This is a genomic window from Enterobacter cloacae complex sp. IR5412 (assembly GCF_049237385.1).
Lineage (GTDB): Bacteria > Pseudomonadota > Gammaproteobacteria > Enterobacterales > Enterobacteriaceae > Enterobacter > Enterobacter intestinihominis.
This window is the reverse complement of sequence record NZ_JBMKHQ010000001.1, coordinates 365,161-386,855: the sequence shown is the minus strand read 5'-3', so window position 1 is coordinate 386,855 and position 21,695 is coordinate 365,161. Positions and strand designations below refer to the sequence as shown.

At 55.9% G+C, this 21,695-nt stretch carries 19 protein-coding genes; all 19 read left to right on the top strand.

The window, feature by feature from the left end; translation table 11 throughout:
- Positions 1–378 precede the first annotated feature (378 nt).
- The gene (locus ACOTX2_RS01935; RefSeq protein WP_022648641.1) at positions 379–1,515 is read left to right on the top strand and encodes a polysaccharide export protein; all 1,137 of its coding nucleotides are present in this window, start codon (positions 379–381) and stop codon (positions 1,513–1,515) included.
- A 6-nt stretch (positions 1,516–1,521) separates the two neighbouring features.
- Positions 1,522–1,965, top strand: coding sequence for a low molecular weight protein-tyrosine-phosphatase Wzb (gene wzb, locus ACOTX2_RS01930; protein WP_003862078.1), 444 nt, complete (start codon positions 1,522–1,524; stop codon positions 1,963–1,965).
- Between the two features lie 2 nt (positions 1,966–1,967).
- Entirely contained in the window at positions 1,968–4,130 is a 2,163-nt protein-coding gene (gene wzc / locus ACOTX2_RS01925) for a tyrosine-protein kinase Wzc (protein WP_063147728.1), read from the top strand.
- 122 nt (positions 4,131–4,252) lie between these two features.
- Positions 4,253–5,095 (top strand): colanic acid biosynthesis glycosyltransferase WcaA, encoded by an 843-nt coding sequence (wcaA, locus tag ACOTX2_RS01920; protein WP_006811246.1) that lies wholly within the window; start codon positions 4,253–4,255, stop codon positions 5,093–5,095.
- Positions 5,095–5,586, top strand: coding sequence for a colanic acid biosynthesis acetyltransferase WcaB (gene wcaB, locus ACOTX2_RS01915; RefSeq protein ID WP_023300548.1), 492 nt, complete (start codon positions 5,095–5,097; stop codon positions 5,584–5,586). The genes wcaA and wcaB overlap by 1 nt, the downstream gene beginning before the upstream one ends.
- Complete coding sequence (gene wcaC / locus ACOTX2_RS01910; protein ID WP_023300547.1) at positions 5,583–6,800, top strand: colanic acid biosynthesis glycosyltransferase WcaC; 1,218 nt, start codon at positions 5,583–5,585, stop codon at positions 6,798–6,800. Before wcaB ends, wcaC begins: the two co-directional genes overlap by 4 nt.
- Positions 6,775–7,995 (top strand): colanic acid polymerase WcaD, encoded by a 1,221-nt coding sequence (wcaD, locus tag ACOTX2_RS01905; protein WP_022648637.1) that lies wholly within the window; start codon positions 6,775–6,777, stop codon positions 7,993–7,995. The genes wcaC and wcaD overlap by 26 nt, the downstream gene beginning before the upstream one ends.
- 16 nt (positions 7,996–8,011) lie before the next feature.
- Positions 8,012–8,758: a colanic acid biosynthesis glycosyltransferase WcaE gene (wcaE, locus tag ACOTX2_RS01900; RefSeq protein WP_023300546.1), complete on the top strand. Its 747-nt coding sequence runs from the start codon at positions 8,012–8,014 to the stop codon at positions 8,756–8,758.
- A 16-nt stretch (positions 8,759–8,774) separates the two neighbouring features.
- Positions 8,775–9,323: a colanic acid biosynthesis acetyltransferase WcaF gene (gene wcaF, locus ACOTX2_RS01895; protein WP_003863512.1), complete on the top strand. Its 549-nt coding sequence runs from the start codon at positions 8,775–8,777 to the stop codon at positions 9,321–9,323.
- A gap of 24 nt (positions 9,324–9,347) precedes the next feature.
- Positions 9,348–10,469 carry a GDP-mannose 4,6-dehydratase gene (gene gmd, locus ACOTX2_RS01890; protein WP_003863514.1) on the top strand — a complete coding sequence of 374 codons (1,122 nt, stop codon included), beginning with the start codon at positions 9,348–9,350 and terminating at the stop codon, positions 10,467–10,469.
- A gap of 2 nt (positions 10,470–10,471) precedes the next feature.
- A complete protein-coding gene (fcl, locus tag ACOTX2_RS01885) occupies positions 10,472–11,437 on the top strand; it encodes a GDP-L-fucose synthase (protein WP_015572377.1) in 966 nt (321 codons plus the stop codon).
- Positions 11,438–11,439: 2 nt separating this feature from the next.
- Positions 11,440–11,919 carry a GDP-mannose mannosyl hydrolase gene (locus ACOTX2_RS01880; protein ID WP_074136338.1) on the top strand — a complete coding sequence of 160 codons (480 nt, stop codon included), beginning with the start codon at positions 11,440–11,442 and terminating at the stop codon, positions 11,917–11,919.
- On the top strand, positions 11,916–13,139 hold the full coding sequence (gene wcaI, locus ACOTX2_RS01875) for a colanic acid biosynthesis fucosyltransferase WcaI (RefSeq protein ID WP_022648633.1): 1,224 nt from the start codon (positions 11,916–11,918) through the stop codon (positions 13,137–13,139). The genes ACOTX2_RS01880 and wcaI overlap by 4 nt, the downstream gene beginning before the upstream one ends.
- A gap of 3 nt (positions 13,140–13,142) precedes the next feature.
- Positions 13,143–14,579, top strand: coding sequence for a mannose-1-phosphate guanyltransferase (cpsB, locus tag ACOTX2_RS01870; protein ID WP_063137677.1), 1,437 nt, complete (start codon positions 13,143–13,145; stop codon positions 14,577–14,579).
- A gap of 108 nt (positions 14,580–14,687) precedes the next feature.
- The gene (cpsG, locus tag ACOTX2_RS01865) at positions 14,688–16,058 is read left to right on the top strand and encodes a colanic acid biosynthesis phosphomannomutase CpsG (protein ID WP_022648631.1); all 1,371 of its coding nucleotides are present in this window, start codon (positions 14,688–14,690) and stop codon (positions 16,056–16,058) included.
- Positions 16,059–16,186: 128 nt separating this feature from the next.
- The gene (gene wcaJ, locus ACOTX2_RS01860; protein WP_023300544.1) at positions 16,187–17,581 is read left to right on the top strand and encodes an undecaprenyl-phosphate glucose phosphotransferase; all 1,395 of its coding nucleotides are present in this window, start codon (positions 16,187–16,189) and stop codon (positions 17,579–17,581) included.
- Position 17,582: 1 nt separating this feature from the next.
- Positions 17,583–19,061 (top strand): colanic acid undecaprenyl disphosphate flippase WzxC, encoded by a 1,479-nt coding sequence (wzxC, locus tag ACOTX2_RS01855; RefSeq protein WP_063843711.1) that lies wholly within the window; start codon positions 17,583–17,585, stop codon positions 19,059–19,061.
- A gap of 15 nt (positions 19,062–19,076) precedes the next feature.
- Positions 19,077–20,357, top strand: a complete 1,281-nt coding sequence (wcaK, locus tag ACOTX2_RS01850) for a colanic acid biosynthesis pyruvyl transferase WcaK (RefSeq protein WP_063147730.1) — start codon at positions 19,077–19,079, stop codon at positions 20,355–20,357.
- Positions 20,354–21,574: a colanic acid biosynthesis glycosyltransferase WcaL gene (gene wcaL / locus ACOTX2_RS01845; protein ID WP_063147731.1), complete on the top strand. Its 1,221-nt coding sequence runs from the start codon at positions 20,354–20,356 to the stop codon at positions 21,572–21,574. The genes wcaK and wcaL overlap by 4 nt, the downstream gene beginning before the upstream one ends.
- Positions 21,575–21,695: the final 121 nt, after the last annotated feature.

The following is a 21,695-nucleotide window of genomic DNA, read 5'->3' as shown; positions in this document are numbered from 1 at the left end:
TGCAACAATTCTTCCAGCATCAAATGTTAAATCTCCTTGTTGCTATTTTTGTTTCAGTCTTTGGTGAAGGTTATACATTATCAATCACCCGTTTAAGGTGGCGGATATATTTCTCAAAAGGCCTGATCCAAGAGGGTGTCTAACCATAACGCATTGTTTAGTCAGTGGATTGGTAACTGAAAGCCAAGGGCGGTAGCGTGCCTGAAAGCGTGTGAATCAGCCTCAATTATTCTGTCAATAGCCAATGGATGAATAAGCTTTTTTTAGGACTGATGCCAGTTATATTGCTAAATGATTAACTGCATTCTGATTGTCACCACGACCCGCGCTTATTTTAATTGCACAGGATAATTACTCTGCCAAAGTGATAAATAATCAATGATGAAATCCAAAATGAAATTGATGCCATTATTGGTGTCTGTGACCTTGATGAGTGGTTGCACGGTCTTTCCCGGCAGCAATATGTCAACAATGGGCAAGGATGTGATTAAACAGCAGGATGCTGATTTTGATCTCGACAAAATGGTGAATGTTTACCCATTAACCCCACGTCTGGTAGAACAATTACGCCCACGTCCGAATGTTGCTCAGCCAAATATGTCTCTGGACCAGGAAATTGCCTCTTACCAGTATCGCGTTGGTCCGGGTGACGTCATTAACGTGACCGTCTGGGATCACCCTGAACTGACCACACCTGCGGGCCAGTACCGCAGCTCAAGCGACACCGGTAACTGGGTACAGTCCGATGGCACCATGTTCTATCCCTACATTGGCAAAGTGCACGTCGCGGGAAAAACGCTTGCTGAGATCCGTAGTGATATTACCGGCCGCCTGGCGCAGTACATTGCTGACCCGCAGGTGGACGTTAATATCGCCGCGTTCCGATCCCAGAAAGCCTATATCTCAGGCCAGGTCAACAAATCCGGCCAGCAGGCTATCACCAACGTCCCGCTCACCGTTCTTGATGCGATCAATGCTGCAGGCGGCTTAACCGACGGTGCTGACTGGCGCAACGTGGTGCTGACCCACAACGGCAAAGAGCAGCGCATTTCGCTTCAGGCGCTGATGCAAAACGGTGACCTGACCCAGAACCGTCTCCTCTATCCGGGCGATATTCTTTACGTGCCGCGCAACGACGATCTGAAAGTGTTCGTGATGGGTGAAGTGAAGAAACAGAGCACCCTTAAGATGGACTTCAGCGGTATGACCCTGACCGAAGCCCTGGGCAACGCGGAAGGTATCGATCTGACCGCCTCCAACGCCAGCGGCATCTTTGTGATCCGTCCGATCAAAGGCGAAAACGCGAAAGGCAAGATTGCCAACATCTACCAGCTGGACATGTCCGACGCGACGTCGCTGGTCATGGCAACGTCGTTCCGTCTCCAGCCATACGATGTGGTCTATGTCACCACCGCGCCGGTTGCCCGCTGGAACCGTCTGATCAACCAGTTGCTGCCTACCATCAGTGGCGTTCGCTACATGACGGATACGGCGAGCGACATTCATACCTGGTAAGCCGCGATGTTTAACAAAATTCTGGTGGTGTGTGTGGGGAACATTTGCCGTTCCCCCACGGCTGAAAGGCTGTTGAAAAATTACCAGCCTGCGTTAACGGTCGACTCCGCAGGGCTGGGCGCGCTGGTCGGAAAAGGTGCCGACGAACGTGCCGCAAGCGTCGCCCTTGAGCATAACCTCTCACTCGACGGGCACGTTGCCCGTCAGGTCTCTGGCCGAATGTGCCGGGAATATGACCTGATCCTCGCGATGGAAAAACGCCACATTCACGCGCTGTGCGATATCGCACCGGAGATGCGCGGCAAGGTGATGCTGTTTGGTCACTGGGATGGTGAGCGCGAAATTCCCGATCCGTATCGCAAGAGCCGCGAGGCCTTTGAGGCGGTATACACCTTACTAGACCAGTCTGCCCGCCAGTGGGCGCAGGCACTGAAAGCTCAGCAGGGATAACAATGACAGAAAAAACAAGACCTTCTGCCGCCCCGACGTCGGGCAGTGATGAAATCGATATCGGTCGCCTGGTCGGGACCGTTATTGAAGCGAAATGGTGGGTGCTGGGTATAACCGCCATCTTTGCCGTGGCGGCGATCGTTTATACGCTGTTCGCGACGCCTATTTACAGCGCCGACGCGCTGGTGCAGATCGAACAAAATACCGGAAACTCGCTGGTTCAGGATATCGGCTCTGCGCTGGCCAACAAGCCGCCGGCATCGGAGGCTGAAATTCAGCTGATCCAGTCGCGCCTGGTATTGGGCAAAACGGTTCACGATCTGGGGCTGGATATCGCGGTCACCAAAAACACCTTCCCGGTGTTTGGCGCAGGCTGGGATCGCCTGATGGGGCGCAGTAACGATACGGTAAAAGTGACTGACTTCGTGATTCCAAAAGGGGCAGGGGACCAAACCTTTACCCTGACCGTGCTGGGACCAAAACAGTATCAGCTGACCAGCGACGCAGGCTTCAGCGCGCGCGGCGAAGTGGGGCAGATGCTGACCAAAGAGGGCGTGAGCATCAGGGTTGGTGCCATTCAAGCGCACGAGGGCGGTGAGTTTACGGTCACCAAATTCTCGACGCTCGGAATGATCAACAATCTGCAAAACAACCTGACCGTCACCGAAAACGGCAAGGACACCGGCGTCCTGAGCATGACCTTCACCGGTGAAGACAAGGATCAAATCCGCGACATCCTGAACAGCATCACCCGTAACTACCTTGAGCAGAACGTTGAGCGCAAGTCAGCGGAAGCCGCTAAAAGCCTCGCGTTCCTCAGTAAACAGCTGCCGGAGGTGCGCGCCCGTCTGGATGACGCCGAGAACAAGCTGAACGCATACCGTCAGGATAAAGACTCCGTCGACCTGCCGCTGGAGGCGAAATCGGTTCTCGACTCCATGGTCAATATTGATGCGCAGCTAAACGAGCTGACCTTTAAAGAGGCGGAAATTTCCAAGCTCTATACCAAACGTCACCCGGCGTACCGCACGCTGCTCGAGAAACGTCGTACCCTGGAAGAAGAGAAGGCGAAGCTGAATGACCGCGTGACCGCGATGCCGAAGACGCAGCAGGAAATCGTACGCCTGACGCGTGATGTGGAATCCGGCCAGCAGGTTTACATGCAACTGCTGAACAAGCAGCAGGAGCTGAAAATCACCGAAGCCAGCACCGTGGGCGACGTGCGTATCGTTGACCCGGCGATTACCCAGCCGGGCGTGCTGAAGCCGAAGAAAGCGCTGATTATCCTCGGCAGCATTATTCTCGGCCTGATGCTCTCTATCGTCGGCGTGCTGCTGCGCTCGCTGTTCAACCGCGGTATCGAAAGCCCGCAGGTGCTGGAAGAGAACGGGATCAGCGTGTACGCCAGCATCCCGCTTTCGGAGTGGCAGAAGTCCCGTGACAGCGTCAAAACCGTTAAGGGCGTCAAGCGTTACAAACAGAGCCAGCTGCTGGCCGTGGGTAACCCGACCGACCTGGCGATTGAAGCGGTGCGTAGTCTGCGTACCAGCCTCCACTTCGCCATGATGCAGGCCAAAAACAACGTCCTGATGATGACAGGTGTCAGCCCGTCAATTGGTAAGACCTTCGTCTGTGCCAACCTGGCGGCGGTGGTGAGCCAGACCAACAAGCGCGTGCTGCTGATCGACTGCGACATGCGTAAGGGCTACACCCATGAGCTGCTGGGTACCAACAACGTTAATGGCCTGTCGGAAATCCTGCTGGGTAAAGGGGAGATCAGCGAGAGCGCCAAGCCGACCTCGATTCCGAAATTTGACCTGATCCCGCGTGGCCAGGTACCGCCGAACCCGTCTGAACTGCTGATGAGCGAGCGCTTCACGCAGCTGATCGAGTGGGCAAGCAAAAACTATGACCTGGTGCTGATCGATACCCCACCAATTCTGGCGGTCACCGACGCCGCCGTGGTAGGGCGTCATGCGGGCACCACGCTGATGGTTGCACGCTATGCGGTGAACACCCTGAAGGAAGTGGAAACCAGCCTGAGCCGCTTTGAGCAGAACGGTATTGAGGTGAAAGGGGTCATTCTGAACTCCATCTTCCGCCGTGCGACGGGTTATCAGGATTACGGCTACTACGAGTACGAATACAAGTCTGACTCTAAATAACAAAACACACCCCACACCCCTCACCCTAACCCTCTCCCCTGAGGGGAGAGGGGACTGCCTGGTGCGGTCTTTCACCCTCCCCCCTTCGGGGAGAGGGCCGGGGTGAGGGGCAGGAGGAATACATGAGCACACAACGCCCTTTGATTTCTATCTATATGCCGACATGGAATCGTCAGCAGCTGGCGATCCGCGCGATTAAATCGGTCCTGCGTCAGGATTACGATAACTGGGAACTGATTATCGTGGATGACTGTTCCTCCTCTTACGAACAGCTGCAAAAGTTTGTCGAAGACCTGAACGACCCGCGCGTGGTGTACACGCACAACGCCATCAACTCCGGGGCGTGCGCGGTGCGCAATCAGGCGATTATGCAGGCGAAAGGGCAGTATCTGACCGGTATCGACGATGATGACGAATGGACGCCAAACCGTCTGTCGATCTTCCTGTCGCACAAAGCGCAGCTGGTGACCCACGCGTTTCTGTATGCCAACGACTATGTCTGTCAGGGCGAGGTCTATTCGCAGCCGGCCAGCCTGCCGCTGTATCCGAAATCACCGTATTCCCGCCGCCTGTTCTACAAGCGCAACATCATTGGCAATCAGGTATTTACCTGGGCCTGGCGCTTTAAGGAGTGTCTGTTCGATACCGAGCTGAAGGCCGCACAGGATTACGACATTTTCCTGCGGATGGTGGTGGAGTACGGCGAGCCGTGGAAGGTGGAAGAGGCCACGCAGATCCTGCACATCAACCACGGGGAGATGCAGATCACCTCGTCACCGAAAAAATTCTCGGGCTACTTCCATTTTTACCGCAAGCACAAGGACAAGTTTGACCGTGCCAGCCGGAAGTATCAGCTCTTTACCCTCTATCAGATCCGCAATAAGCGCATGAACTGGCGCACGCTGCTGACGCTGCTGTCGGTGCGTAACGGCAAGCGTCTGGCTGACGGGCTTCGGGGGAAATAATGTTTCTGGAAGATTGCCGCGCTAACAGCTGGAGCCTGCGCCCGTGCTGCATGGTTCTGGCCTACCGTATTGCGCACTTTTGCTCGGTGTGGCGCAAAAAAAATGTGCTGAACAATATCTGGGCCGCGCCGGTGCTGGTGCTGTACCGCATCATCACCGAATGCTTTTTTGGCTATGAAATTCAGGCCGCTGCCACCATTGGCCGCCGCTTTACCATTCATCACGGCTATGCGGTCGTCATCAACAAGTTCGTCGTCGCGGGTGATGATTTCACTATTCGCCACGGGGTGACAATCGGCAACCGTGGGCCAGACAGCCTGGCCTGCCCGGTGATTGGCAATAACGTCGAGCTGGGCGCCAACGTGGTGATGATCGGGGAGATTACCGTGGGCAATAACGTGACGGTTGGCGCAGGCAGCGTGGTGCTGGACAGCATTCCGGACAATGCGCTGGTGGTGGGCGAGAAAGCCCGCGTGAAGGTGATTAAATGAACATTCTGCAATTTAACGTACGCCTCGCAGAGGGCGGGGCGGCAGGCGTAGCGCTGGATCTGCACCAGCGCGCGCTGCAAAAAGGATTACAGTCGCGCTTTGTTTACGGTTACGGCAAGGGCGGCAAGAAAAGCGTCAGCCATGATAACTATCCGCAGGTGTTGAAGCAGACGCCACGTCTGACCTCCATCGCCAATATTGCGCTGTTCCGCCTGTTTAACCGCGACCTGTTCGGCAACCTGAATAATCTCTACCGCACCGTCACCCGCACCCGCGGGCCGGTTGTGCTGCACTTCCACGTGCTACACAGCTACTGGCTGAATCTGGAAGAGGTGGTAGCGTTTTGTGGCAAGGTGAAGGCGCACAAGCCGGACACCCGTTTCGTCTGGACGCTACACGACCACTGGAGCGTGACCGGACGCTGCGCCTTTACCGACGGCTGCGAAGGCTGGAAAGATAACTGCCAGAAATGCCCTACGCTCAGCAACTATCCGCCGGTGAAGGTCGATCGCGCGCATCAGCTGGTTGAGGGCAAGCGTCAGCTGTTCCGCGACATGCTCTCGCTCGGCTGCACCTTTATCTCTCCAAGCCAGCACGTGGCAGATGCTTTTAATAGCCTGTACGGAGCAGGGCGCTGCCAGATTATCAACAACGGTATTGATGTGGCGACGGAAGAGATCCTGGCCGAACTGACGCCCGTAGCCATTACCACCGGCAAGCCGAAAATCGCTGTCGTCGCCCATGACCTGCGCTACGACGGCAAAACCAACCAACAGCTGGTGCGCGACATGATGGCGCTCGGCGACAAAATTGAACTGCATACCTTCGGCAAATTCTCGCCGTTCGAAGGCGCTAACGTGGTGAATCACGGGTTTGAAACCGACAAGCGCAAACTGATGAGCGCGCTCAACGGTATGGACGCGCTGGTGTTCAGCTCTCGCGTGGACAACTACCCGCTGATCCTGTGTGAAGCGCTCTCCATCGGCGTGCCGGTGATTGCCACCCACAGCGACGCCGCGCGGGAAGTGCTGGAGAAATCCGGCGGTAAAACCTTCAGTGAAAACGAGGTGCTGCCGCTGGTGCAGTTGTCGAAGGCCGATATCGCGCAGGCTGTTTTTGGCACGGACCTGGAATCGTTCCGCAACCGCAGCCGCAAAGCGTACAGTGGACAACAGATGCTGGAGGAGTATGTCTCGTTCTATCAGAATCTGTAGTTATCTGCTGCTGCCGCTGATCTACCTGCTGGTCAACGTCAAGATTGCCCAGCTCGGTGAAAGCTTCCCAATCACCATCGTCACCTTCCTGCCGGTTCTGCTGTTGCTATACGTTGATAAGCTTAACCTCAAAAAGCTGATGATTGCGCTGGGGATCGGGTTTGGTCTGACGGCGTTTAACTACATCTTTGGTCAGTCGCTGGACGCCAGCAAATATGTCACCTCCACCATGCTGTTTGTTTATATCGTTATCATTATTGGCATGGTGTGGAGTATTCGTTTTAAAACTATCTCTCCGCACAATTATAGGAAAATCCTCAGGTTCTTTTATATTGTCGTCGGGCTGATTGTTATGCTTGCGGCATTGGAGATGGCGCAAATTATTCTCACAGGCGGCAGTAGCCTGATGGAAATAATTTCGAAATATCTTATATACAGTAACAGCTATGTACTGAACTTCATTAAGTTTGGTGGCAAGCGTACCACTGCGCTCTATTTTGAACCGGCGTTTTTTGCTCTGGCATTAATCTCAATTTGGCTCAGCATCAAACAGTTCGGTATCAAAACCCCCAAGACCGATGCTATGATTCTTGCAGGAATCGTTCTGTCAGGGTCGTTCTCAGGGGTAATGACGTTTATTCTGTTTTACCTGCTGGAGTGGGCGTTCCAGTACCTGAACAAAGAGGCGATTAAGAAAAAACTGCCGCTGGCGATCATTTCTCTGACGGTATTTTTAGTGGGCGTAATATTCGCCTTCCCGTACATTTCTGAACGTCTGGGTGATTTGGGAACGGAAGGTTCGTCGTCCTATTATCGCATCATTGGTCCACTGGTGATGGTGGGTTATTCCTTAACCCATATTGATGGCGTAGTAAGATTCGGCTCACTTTACGAATATGTTGCATCATTCGGAATCTTTAACGGTGCGGATGTCGGTAAAACCATAGACAATGGTCTGTATCTGTTAATTATCTATTTTTCCTGGTTCGCCGTACTGTTGACACTGTGGTATCTGTTTAAAGTTTTCAAAATGATGATTAACGCGTTTGGTGATAACCAGAACTTTCGCGTGCAACTTTATCTGTTCACACCGGTGTCGTTGTTTTTTACCGGGTCAATATTTAGCCCGGAATATGCATTCTTAATTGTATGTCCGTTTATTTTGCGCAAAGCGTTGAATATTACGAGCGTATGACGAAATGAGGTGATTTATGTTTCTTAGCGTCATTACTGTCGCCTTTCGTAACCACGAAGGGGTGGTAAAAACCTGGCGCTCGCTGCGCAACCTGGCGCGCGATCCGAGCCTCACCTTTGAGTGGATCGTGGTCGATGGCGGCTCGAACGACGGCACGGCGGAGTTCCTGGAAAAACTTAACGGTGAGTTCAACTTACGTTACATCAGCGAGAAAGATAAAGGCATTTACGATGCCATGAATAAAGGCATCAACATGGCGCAGGGGCGCTACGCCATCTTCCTCAATTCCGGCGACGTGTTCCATGAAGATGTGGCGCTGTTTGCACGCCAGCTGGCGCGCCAGAAAGAAGATGCCATGTTTATCGGTGATGCGCTGCTTGATTTCGGCGAGGGGAAAAAAGTGCTGCGCGGCGCGAAACCAGGCTGGTATATCTACCACAGCTTGCCGGCAAGCCATCAGGCTATTTTCTTCCCGATGAGTGGCCTGAAAAAGCAGCCTTATGATTTGCAATATAAAGTGTCATCAGATTATGCCCTGGCCGCCAGCCTGTACAAATCTGGCTACCCGTTCCGTCGAATTAAAGGACTGGTATCCGAATTTTCAATGGGCGGCGTGTCAACCTCGAATAATCTGGAATTGTGCCAGGATGCCAAAAACGTGCAGCGTAAAATATTACGCGTACCGGGGTTCTGGGCGGAATTATCTTATTTCTTACGTCTGAAAACGACGGGTAAAGCGAAAGCCTTATATAACAAAGCCTGAGATATAAGGAAACGTAATGCAGGAATTAAATGGATTCTCCGTGCCGAAAGGTTTTCGGGGCGGGAGCGGTATTAAAGTTCAACTGTGGTGGGCTGTACAGGCAACGTTATTTGCCTGGTCGCCGCAAATACTGTACCGCTGGCGCGCATTTTTACTGCGTCTGTTTGGCGCAAAAATAGGAAAAAACGTAGTCATTCGTCCTTCGGTGAAAATTACTTATCCCTGGAAATTAACGCTTGGGGATTACGCCTGGGTTGGGGATGACGCGGTGTTATATACCCTTGGCGAGATTACGATTGGCGCAAATTCGGTGGTTTCACAGAAGTGTTATTTGTGCACCGGCAGCCACGATTTTATGAGCCCGCATTTTGATATTACCGCTTCGCCTGTTGTGATCGGTGAAAAATGCTGGCTGGCAACAGACGTCTTTGTTGCACCCGGTGTTTCTGTTGGCGATGGCACGGTAGTCGGTGCCCGCAGCAGCGTTTTTAAATCGCTACCGGCAAATAAAATTTGCCGTGGCAACCCCGCAGTGGTGATACGCGAACGCGTTGAAACTGATTAAATTCATAAGTAGAGGAATATAAACATGTCTAAAGTCGCTCTCATCACCGGCGTTACCGGGCAGGATGGTTCTTACCTGGCAGAGTTACTGCTGGAAAAAGGGTATGAAGTACACGGTATTAAACGTCGTGCCTCTTCATTTAACACCGAACGTGTCGATCATATTTATCAGGATCCTCACGCGGCGAACCCGAAATTCCACCTGCACTACGGCGACCTGACCGATACCTCCAACCTGACCCGCATCCTGCAGGAAGTACAGCCGGATGAAGTCTACAACCTGGGCGCGATGAGCCACGTTGCGGTCTCCTTCGAATCCCCGGAATACACCGCTGACGTGGACGCCATGGGTACGCTGCGTCTGCTGGAAGCGATTCGCTTCCTGGGTCTTGAGAAGAAAACCCGTTTCTATCAGGCATCTACCTCTGAGCTGTATGGTCTGGTGCAGGAAATTCCGCAGAAAGAGACTACGCCGTTCTACCCACGTTCTCCGTACGCGGTAGCGAAACTGTACGCTTATTGGATCACTGTGAACTACCGTGAATCCTACGGCATGTACGCCTGTAACGGCATTCTGTTCAACCACGAATCCCCACGTCGTGGCGAAACCTTCGTGACCCGTAAAATTACCCGCGCTATCGCCAACATCGCTCAGGGTCTGGAATCCTGCCTGCACCTCGGCAACATGGACTCCCTGCGTGACTGGGGCCATGCGAAAGACTACGTGAAAATGCAGTGGATGATGCTGCAGCAGGAACAGCCAGAAGATTTCGTGATCGCGACCGGCGTGCAGTACTCCGTACGTCAGTTCGTTGAGATGGCTGCGGCACAGCTGGGCATCAAGCTGCGCTTCGAAGGCACCGGCGTGGAAGAGAAGGGTATCGTTGTTTCCGTGACCGGCCACGACGCACCGGGCGTGAAGCCAGGCGACGTGATTGTTCAGGTGGATCCGCGTTACTTCCGTCCTGCTGAAGTGGAAACCCTGCTGGGCGACCCAACCAAAGCGCACGAGAAGCTGGGCTGGAAACCAGAAACCACCCTGCAAGAAATGGTATCCGAGATGGTGGCCAAAGATCTTGAAGCAGCGAAAAAACACTCCCTGCTCAAGTCCCATGGCTACGAGGTTGCCATCGCGCTGGAGTCCTGAGAATGACAAAACAACGTATTTTTGTCGCCGGTCATCGCGGAATGGTGGGTTCCGCGATTGTCCGCCAGCTTGAACAGCGCGGCGACGTTGAGGTGATTGTTCGCACGCGTGACGAGCTGAACCTGCTTGACAGCAAAGCGGTGCAGGACTTCTTCGCCAGCGAACGTATCGACCAGGTGTATCTGGCGGCGGCGAAGGTGGGCGGCATTGTCGCTAACAACACCTACCCGGCGGATTTCATCTACGAGAACATGATGATTGAGAGCAACATCATTCACGCGGCGCATCTGCACAACGTGAACAAGCTGCTGTTCCTCGGTTCATCCTGTATCTACCCAAAAATGGCGAAACAGCCGATCGCCGAGAGCGAACTGTTGCAGGGCACGCTGGAAGCCACCAACGAGCCGTACGCGATTGCCAAAATTGCCGGGATCAAGCTGTGTGAATCGTACAACCGTCAGTATAACCGCGACTATCGCTCGGTGATGCCGACCAACCTGTACGGACCGCACGACAACTTCCACCCGAGCAATTCGCACGTGATCCCGGCGCTGCTGCGTCGTTTCCACGAGGCGACTGCCGAAAACGCCCCGGACGTGGTGGTGTGGGGCAGCGGCACGCCAATGCGCGAGTTCCTGCACGTGGACGATATGGCGGCAGCCAGCATTCACGTCATGGAGCTGGATCGCGAGGTGTGGCAGGAAAACACCGAGCCGATGCTGTCGCACATTAACGTCGGGACCGGCGTGGACTGCACCATTCGCGAGCTGGCGCAGACCATCGCGCAGGTGGTGGGCTACAAAGGACGCGTGGTGTTTGATGCCACCAAACCGGACGGCACGCCGCGCAAGCTGCTGGACGTGACCCGTCTGCATCAGCTTGGCTGGTATCACGAGGTCTCACTGGAGCAGGGGCTGGCCAGCACCTACCAGTGGTTCCTGGAAAACCAGCACCGCTTCCGGGGGTAATGATGTTTTTAAGTCAGGAAGATTTTGCCACGGTGGTGCGTTCCACTCCGCTCATCTCAATTGATTTGATCGTGGAGAACGAACGCGGCGAGTTCTTGCTGGGGAAACGAACCAATCGTCCTGCACAGGGCTTCTGGTTCGTGCCCGGCGGGCGCGTGCAGAAGGATGAGACGCTAAGCGATGCGTTTGAGCGTCTCACTCTGGCGGAACTGGGCCTGCAACTGCCGATGGCAGCGGGCCAGTTTTACGGGGTCTGGCAGCACTTCTATGACGATAACTTTTCGGGCACCGGGTTCACCACGCACTATGTCGTGCTGGGGTTCCGCCTGAAGGTGAGTGAGGCAGACCTGCGTCTGCCTGATTCTCAGCATGACGATTACCGCTGGTTAACGCCAGAGGCGCTGCTGGCAAACGACAACGTCCATGACAACAGTCGGGCGTACTTCCTTGCGGAACGTCAGGCCGAGGTGCCAGGCCTATGAAAATCCTCGTCTACGGAATTAACTACTCGCCGGAGCTTACCGGTATCGGGAAATACACCGGCGAGATGGTCGAGTGGATGGCGAGCCAGGGACATGACGTGCGGGTGATTACTGCCCCGCCGTATTACCCGGAGTGGAAGGTAGGCGAACGCTATTCCAGCTGGCGCTACCGCCGCGAAGAGGGGGCTGCGACCGTCTGGCGCTGCCCGCTCTACGTGCCGAAACAGCCCTCGACGCTGAAACGTTTAATTCATCTGGGCAGCTTTGCCCTGAGCAGTTTTTTCCCGCTGATGGCGCAACGTCGCTGGAAGCCGGATCGCATCATCGGCGTGGTGCCGACGCTGTTCTGCACGCCAGGCATGCGCCTGCTGGGAAAACTCTCCGGCGCGCGCACCCTGCTGCACATTCAGGATTATGAAGTGGACGCCATGCTCGGACTGGGGATGGCCGGGAAAGGCAAGGGCGGCAAGGTGGCGAAGCTCGCCAGCGCCTTTGAGCGCAGCGGCCTGCACAACGTGGATTACGTCTCGACCATCTCGCGCTCGATGATGAACAAGGCGCAGGAGAAGGGTGTCCCGGCGGAGAAGGTGATCTTCTTTCCGAACTGGTCCGAAGTGGCGCGTTTCCGCGATGTGACAGACCAGGATGCGCAGGCGTTACGCGCGCAGCTCGGTTTGCCTGAAGATCAAAAAATCATTCTTTACTCAGGCAACATCGGTGAAAAACAGGGGCTGGAGAGCGTGATTGACGCCGCGCTTCAGCTGAGCGAACACCCGTGGATGTTCGTGATAGTCGGGCAGGGCGGGGGTAAAGCGCGGCTGGAAAAAATGGCCAGCGAGCGCGGACTGACCAACATCCGCTTCTTCCCGCTTCAGTCTTATGACGCGCTGCCCGCGCTGCTGAAAATGGCAGATTGCCATCTGGTGGTGCAAAAACGCGGCGCGGCGGATGCGGTGCTGCCGTCCAAGCTGACCAACATTCTGGCAGTGGGCGGAAATGCGGTGATTACGGCAGAAGCCGCAACAGAATTAGGCCAGCTGTGCAACAGCTACCCGGGCATTGCCGTTTGCGTAGAGCCAGAATCGGTTCCTGCGCTGGTGACCGGAATTGAGCAGGCACTCGCCATGCCAAAAGAGAACACGGTGGCACGTGAATATGCCGAACGCACGCTCGAGAAAGAGAACGTGCTGAGCCAATTTATTGCAGATATACGGGGATAAATCATGAGTCAAACCACTTTGTATCCGGTCGTAATGGCGGGTGGATCCGGGAGCCGGTTGTGGCCACTGTCCCGCGTGCTTTATCCAAAACAATTTCTGTGCCTGAAGGGCGACCTCACCATGCTGCAAACGACGGTTAACCGTCTGCACGGCGTGGAGTGTGAAAGCCCGGTGGTGATCTGTAACGAGCAGCACCGCTTTATCGTTGCCGAGCAACTGCGCCAGCTGAATAAACTGACCGAAAATATCATTCTGGAGCCTGCCGGACGCAACACCGCGCCTGCTATTGCTCTTGCGGCGCTGGCAGCAAAACGCAGCAGCCCGGACTGCGACCCGCTGATGCTGGTGCTGGCGGCTGACCACGTTATTCAGCAGGAAGACGCCTTCCGCGACGCGGTTCGCGCGGCGATTCCTTACGCTGAGAACGGCAAGCTGGTGACCTTCGGCATCGTGCCGGATCTTCCGGAAACCGGCTATGGCTACATTCGCCGCGGCAGCGTTACGCCTGGTGAAGGCGACAGCGTGGCCTTTGACGTGGCGCAGTTTGTCGAAAAACCGAATCTGGAAACCGCCCAGGCCTACGTGGCCAGCGGTGAATACTACTGGAACAGCGGTATGTTCCTGTTCCGCGCCGGTCGCTACCTGGAAGAGCTGGAAAAATATCGCCCCGATATCTTACATGCCTGCGAAAAAGCGATGGCGGTGGTGGATCCGGATCTCGATTTTATCCGCGTGGACGAAGAAGCCTTCCTCGCCTGTCCGGAAGAGTCCATTGACTATGCGGTGATGGAACGTACGGCAGATGCGGTAGTGGTGCCTATGGATGCGGGCTGGAGCGACGTTGGCTCCTGGTCGTCACTGTGGGAGATTAGCGCGCATACCCCGGAGGGTAACGTCCATCACGGTGATGTGATCAGCCACAAAACGGAAAACAGCTACGTCTACGCCGAATCTGGCCTTGTCACCACGGTAGGGGTGAAAGATCTGGTGGTCGTGCAGACCAAAGACGCGGTGCTGATTGCCGACCGTAATGCCGTGCAGGACGTTAAAAAAGTGGTGGAGAAGATCAAGGCCGATGGCCGCCACGAACACCATATTCACCGCGAAGTCTACCGTCCGTGGGGCAAATATGACTCCATTGACGCCGGCGAGCGTTACCAGGTGAAACGTATCACCGTGAAGCCGGGTGAAGGGCTGTCGGTGCAGATGCACCATCACCGCGCCGAACACTGGGTAGTGGTGGCGGGAACCGCCAAAGTGACCATCAACGGTGAAGTGAAGCTGCTCGGTGAAAACGAATCCATTTATATTCCGCTGGGTGCCACGCACTGTCTGGAAAACCCGGGGAAAATTCCACTCGACTTAATTGAGGTGCGTTCCGGTTCGTATCTGGAAGAGGACGATATCGTGCGCTTCCAGGACCGCTACGGGCGGGTGTAGCGCCGTCTTAACGCCGGATGGCGCTTCGCTTATCCGGCCTACGAATGAATAAAAAACAATTAAGCCTGTTAACGGGCGGGCCAACTGTTGCCTGAAAAAGGGGTCATCATGGAAAAATTAACCTGTTTTAAAGCCTACGATATTCGCGGCAAGCTGGGCGAAGAGCTGAACGAAGACATTGCGTGGCGCATCGGCCGCGCGTACGGCGAATACCTGAAACCACAAACTATCGTGCTGGGCGGCGACGTGCGTCTCACCAGCGAATCCCTGAAGCTGGCGCTGGCGAAAGGGCTACAGGACGCGGGCGTCGACGTGCTGGACATTGGCCTTTCCGGTACCGAAGAGATCTATTTTGCCACCTTCCATCTGGGCGTGGACGGCGGTATCGAAGTGACGGCCAGCCATAACCCGATGGACTACAACGGCATGAAGCTGGTGCGCAAGGGCGCGCGTCCTATCAGCGGCGATACCGGCCTGCGCGACGTGCAGCGTCTGGCCGAGGCCAACGACTTCCCGCCGGTGAACGAAGCGAAGCGCGGCAGCTATAAGCAGATCAACCTGCAAAAAGAGTACATCGACCACCTGCTGGGCTACATCAACGTGGCGAACCTCAAACCGCTGAAGCTGGTGATTAACTCCGGCAACGGCGCGGCAGGCCCGGTTGTCGATGCACTTGAAGCCCGCTTTAAGGCGCTGAACGTGCCGGTGACCTTCGTCAAAGTGCACAACACGCCTGACGGAAACTTCCCGAACGGTATTCCTAACCCGCTGCTGCCGGAGTGCCGCGACGACACCCGCAACGCGGTGATTGAGCACGGCGCCGATATGGGTATCGCCTTTGACGGCGATTTCGACCGCTGCTTCCTGTTCGACGAGAAAGGGCAGTTTATCGAAGGCTATTACATCGTTGGCCTGCTGGCGGAAGCGTTCCTTGAGAAAAACCCGGGGGCGAAGATCATTCATGATCCGCGCCTCTCCTGGAACACCGTCGACGTGGTGAAGGCCGCGGGCGGCGAGCCGGTGATGTCTAAAACCGGCCACGCGTTTATCAAAGAGCGTATGCGCGAGGAAGACGCCATCTACGGCGGCGAGATGAGCGCCCACCACTATTTCCGTGATTTTGCCTACTGCGACAGCGGGATGATCCCGTGGCTGCTGGTAACCGAGCTGCTGTGCCTGAAAGGGCAGAGCCTGGGCGAACTGGTACGCGACCGCATGGCGGCGTTCCCGGCGAGCGGCGAGATCAACAGCAAACTAGCACAGCCAGCCGAGGCCATCGCCCGCGTCGAACAGCACTTTGCCATTCATGCGCTGGAGATTGACCGTACCGACGGTATCAGCATGGCGTTCCCGCAGTGGCGCTTCAACCTGCGCTCTTCCAACACTGAGCCGGTGGTGCGCCTGAACGTTGAGTCCCGCGCCGATACCGCGCTGATGGAAGCCCGAACGAAGGACATTCTGGCGCTGTTGAATCAGTAAAAAGAAAACCTTACCCCTCACCCTAACCCTCTCCCCACAGGGGAGAGGGAACTTGAACACCCTCTCCCCTTTGGGGAGAGGGCCGGGGCGAGGGGCGAGGGGAAAGGTTTAGAACTAAAGGAACAACGATGACAAATCTAAAAAAGCGCGAGCGAGCGAGAACGAATGCATCGTTAATCTCTATGGTGCAGCGTTTTTCTGATATCACCATCATGGTCGGCGGACTGTGGGCGGTGTGTTGGGTCAGCGGGCAGCCGTTCTTATACATGCACTTGCTGATGGCGTTGATTGCGCTGGTGGTGTTTCAGATGATCGGCGGCATGACCGATTTCTATCGTTCATGGCGTGGCGTCAAAATGACCACCGAACTGATGCTGCTGCTCCAGAACTGGACCTTAAGCCTGATTTTCAGCGCAGGCCTGGTGGCGTTCAGCCATGATTTTGATAATCGGCTTGTGACCTATCTCTGCTGGTATCTGTTAACCAGCGTTGGCATGGTGGTCTGCCGCTCGCTGATCCGCTTTGGCGCGGGCTGGCTGCGCAACCGTGGGTATAACCGTCGCTTTGTTGCCGTGGCGGGCGACCTGCCGGTGGGACAGGTGTTGCTCGACAGCTTCCGCAAAGAGCCGTGGTTAGGTTTTGAAGTGGTCGGCGTTTATCACGACGCGAAGCCCGGCGGCGTACCATCTGACTGGGCGGGCAGCTACGAACAGCTGATAGAAGACGCGAAAGCCGGCAAAATTCACAACGTCTACATCGCCATGCAGATGAAAGATGAATCCCGCATCAAGACACTGATGCGCGAGCTGGCCGATACCACCTGCTCGGTGATCCTCATCCCTGACGTGTTTACCTTCAATATTCTCCACTCCCGTATTGAAGAGGTGAACGGGGTACCGGTTGTTCCGTTGTACGACACGCCGCTGTCGGGGATTAACCGCGTGCTGAAGCGCGTGGAGGATATCGTACTTTCGTCCCTGATCCTGCTGCTCATCTCCCCGGTGCTGTGCTGCATTGCGCTGGCGGTGAAGCTCAGCTCTCCAGGGCCGATCATCTTCCGTCAGACCCGCTACGGCATGGACGGTAAGCCGATCATGGTGTGGAAATTCCGCTCCATGAAGGTGATGGAGAACGACAAGGTGGTGACCCAGGCGACGCAGAACGATCCGCGCGTCACCCGCGTGGGCAACTTCCTTCGCCGCACCTCGCTGGACGAGCTGCCGCAGTTCATTAACGTGTTCACCGGGGGGATGTCCATCGTCGGGCCGCGTCCTCACGCTGTTGCCCACAACGAGCAGTATCGCACCCTGATTGAAGGCTACATGCTGCGCCATAAGGTGAAGCCGGGCATCACCGGCTGGGCGCAGATTAACGGCTGGCGCGGCGAGACCGACACGCTGGAAAAAATGGAAAAACGCATCGAGTTCGACCTGGAGTACATCCGCGAGTGGAGCCTCTGGTTCGATATCAAGATTGTTTTTCTGACCATTTTCAAAGGCTTCGTGAACAAAGCGGCGTACTAAGATGAGCTTACGTGAAAAAACCATCAGCGGCGCAAAATGGTCAGCCATGGCCACCATCGTCATCATTGGCCTCGGCCTGGTGCAGATGACGGTGCTGGCGCGCATAATCGATAACCACCAGTTTGGTCTGCTGACCGTCTCGCTGGTGATTATCGCCCTGGCCGATACGCTGTCGGACTTTGGTATCGCCAACTCCATTATCCAGCGCAAAGAGATCAGCCATCTGGAGCTGACCACCCTCTACTGGCTGAACGTCGGGCTGGGTATCTTCGTCTTTGTGCTGGTGTTCCTGCTGAGCGATGTGATTGCCGGCGTGCTGCATAACCCGGACCTGGCGCCGCTGATGCGCACCCTGTCGTTCGCTTTCGTGGTGATCCCGCACGGGCAGCAGTTCCGCGCGCTGATGCAGAAGGAGCTGGAGTTCAACAAAATCGGCATGATTGAAACCAGCGCCGTGCTGGCGGGCTTTACCTTCACCGTGGTCAGCGCCCATTTCTGGCCGCTGGCGATGACCGCCATTCTCGGCTACCTCGTTAACTCTGCCGTGCGCACGCTGCTGTTTGGCTTCTTTGGCCGCAAGATTTATCGCCCGGGACTGCATTTTTCGCTGGCGTCTGTTTCATCCAACCTACGCTTCGGCGCGTGGCTGACGGCAGACAGCATTATCAACTATGTGAATACTAACCTCTCTACGCTGGTGCTGGCGCGCATTCTGGGCGCGAGCGTCGCGGGCGGCTACAACCTGGCGTATAACGTCGCGGTTGTCCCGCCGATGAAGCTCAACCCCATCATTACCCGCGTGCTGTTCCCGGCGTTCGCCAAAATTCAGGACGATACCGAGAAGCTGCGCGTGAACTTTTACAAGCTGCTCTCCGTGGTGGGGATCATCAACTTCCCGGTACTGCTGGGGCTGATGGTGGTCGCCAGCAATTTCGTACCGCTGGTGTTTGGCGGGAAGTGGAACAGCATCATCCCGATCCTGCAACTGCTGTGCGTTGTGGGGCTGCTGCGCTCGGTGGGGAACCCGATTGGTTCTCTGCTGATGGCGAAGGCGCGCGTGGATATCAGCTTCAAGTTCAACGTGTTTAAAACCTTCCTGTTTATTCCGGCAATTATTGTGGGCGGGCACATGGCGGGTGCCATTGGCGTGACGCTCGGCTTCCTGCTGGTGCAGATCGTCAATACCGTGCTGAGCTACTTCGTGATGATCAAACCGGTGCTGGGCTCCAGCTACCGTCAGTACATTCTCAGCCTGTGGCTGCCGTTTTATCTCTCCTTACCGACTCTGGCGGTGAGCTACGGCCTGGGCGTGGTGCTCAACGGGCATCTGCCGCTGGCGGCGCTGCTTGCGGTGCAGGTCACGGCAGGCGCGCTGGCATTCGGCGTGATGATTGTGCTGTCACGCAATGCGCTGGTGGTTGAGATAAAGCGCCAGTTTTGCCGTAACGAAAAAATGAAAACGCTGCTTCGCGCAGGCTAATTTTACGAGGCCATTATGAAATTACTTATTCTTGGCAACCATACCTGCGGCAACCGTGGCGACAGCGCCATCCTGCGCGGTTTATTGGATGCAATTAACACCCTTAAGCCTGAGACAGAAGTGGATGTGATGAGCCGTTATCCGGTCAGCTCATCCTGGTTACTGAACCGCCCGGTGATGGGCGACCCGCTCTACAGCCAGATGAAACAGCACAACAACGCTGCGGGCGTGATGGGGCGCGTGAAGAAAGTACTGCGTCGCCGCTACCAGCATCAGGTGCTGCTTTCTCGCGTAACCGACACCGGCAAGCTGCGCAACATCGCCATCGCGCAGGGCTTTACCGATTTCGTGCGTCTGCTGTCCGGCTATGACGCCATTATTCAGGTGGGCGGTTCGTTCTTCGTTGACCTGTACGGCGTGCCGCAGTTTGAGCATGCGCTCTGCACCTTTATGGCGAAAAAACCGCTGTTTATGATTGGCCACAGCGTCGGGCCGTTCCAGGATCCGCAGTTCAACCAGCTGGCGAACTATGTCTTCGGCCACTGTGACGCGCTGATCCTGCGTGAATCGGTCAGCCTCGACATGATGAAACGTAGCGAAATCGACACCACCAAAGTGGAGCACGGCGTAGACACCGCCTGGCTGGTGGATCATCAGGATGACAGCTTCCAGGCCAGCTACGCGGTACAGCACTGGCTGGACGTGGCGGCAAAACAGAAAACCGTCGCCATTACCCTGCGTGAACTTGCGCCGTTCGATAAACGCCTCGGCACGACTCAGGCGGCGTATGAAAAAGCCTTTGCCGAGGTGGTGAACCGCGTGCTGGACAGCGGTTACCAGGTGCTGGCGCTCTCCACCTGTACCGGTATCGACAGCTACAACAAAGATGACCGCATGGTGGCGCTCAACCTGCGTAACCTGGTCAACGACCCGTCCCGCTATCACGTGGTGATGGACGAACTGAACGACCTGGAGATGGGCAAGCTGCTCTCCGCCTGCGACCTGACCGTGGGCACGCGTCTGCACTCGGCCATTATCTCGATGAACTTCGGCACGCCAGCCATCGCTATCAACTACGAGCACAAGTCCGCAGGCATTATGCAGCAGCTCGGTATGCCGGAAATGGCCGTTGATATTCGTCATCTGCTGGACGGATCGCTGGGTGCGATGGTGGGCGACACGCTCGGCCAGCTGCCTGCGATCAACGAACGTCTGGCGGTGTCGGTGAAAGCCGAACGCGAAAAAGGTATTGGCATGGTGAAATCCGTCCTCGACCGCGTCCGGGAGGGGAAATGAAGGTTGGTTTCTTCTTACTGAAATTTCCGCTGTCGTCTGAAACTTTTGTGCTGAACCAAATCACCGCGTTTATCGATATGGGGTATGACGTGGAGATTATCGCCCTGCAAAAGGGCGATACGCAAAACACCCATGCGGCGTATACCCAGTATGGGCTGGAGGCGAAAACCCGCTGGTTGCAGGACGAACCCGCCGGACGGATGAACAAACTGTGCCATCGCGCCGGACAGACGCTGCGCGGTCTGCATCGCGCCTCGACGTGGCGGGCGCTGAATATGTCGCGCTATGGGGGGGAGGCCCGCAACCTGATCTTATCCGCCATTTGTGGGCAAACGGCCCAGCCGTACCGGGCCGATGTCTTTATCGCTCACTTTGGCCCGGCTGGCGTCACGGCGGCAAAACTGCGTGAGCTGGGGGTAATTGACGGCAAAATCGCCACCATTTTCCACGGTATCGATATCTCCAGCCGTGAAGTGCTGAACCACTACACGCCGGAATATCAGCAGCTGTTTCGCCGTGGTGACATGATGCTGCCGATAAGCGACCTGTGGGCCGGGCGCCTGAAAACCATGGGGTGCCCGAGCGAGAAAATCACCGTTTCACGCATGGGCGTGGACATGGAACGCTTCACCCAGCGACCCGTCAAGGTGCCGGGCAAGCCGCTGCAAATTATCTCTGTTGCCCGCCTGACCGAAAAGAAAGGGCTGCACGTAGCCATCGAAGCCTGTCGCCAGCTGAAGGCGCGTGGTGTGGACTTCCACTATCGCATCCTGGGTATCGGGCCGTGGGAGCGTCGCCTGCGCACGCTGATCGAACAGTATCAGCTGGAAGACGTGGTGGAGATGCCGGGCTTCAAGCCGAGCCACGAAGTGAAAGCCATGCTCGATGAGGCGGATGTGTTCCTGCTGCCTTCCGTAACCGGCGCTGACGGCGATATGGAAGGCATTCCCGTGGCGCTGATGGAGGCGATGGCCGTCGGCATTCCGGTGGTCTCGACGTCACACAGCGGCATCCCGGAGCTGATCACCTCTGAGCATTCCGGCTGGCTGGTCCCTGAAAACAATGCGCTGGCGCTGGCGGACCGTCTGGCCGCGTTCAGCGATATCGATCAGCAGACGCTGATCCCTGTGCTGCAAAATGCGCGGCAAAAAGTTGAAGCAGAATTCAATCAGCAGGTGATTAATCGCCAGTTAGCGAGCCTGCTGCAAACGCTGTAACGCTGAGGTTGTATGCTGAAAAAGATTACCCGACGCCGATTTGTCTCTTCTTTATCCGTCCTGGCTGCTATGCCGCTGTTGTCGCCCCGCGCTGCGCGGGCGGCAACCGGGAAGACGGTTT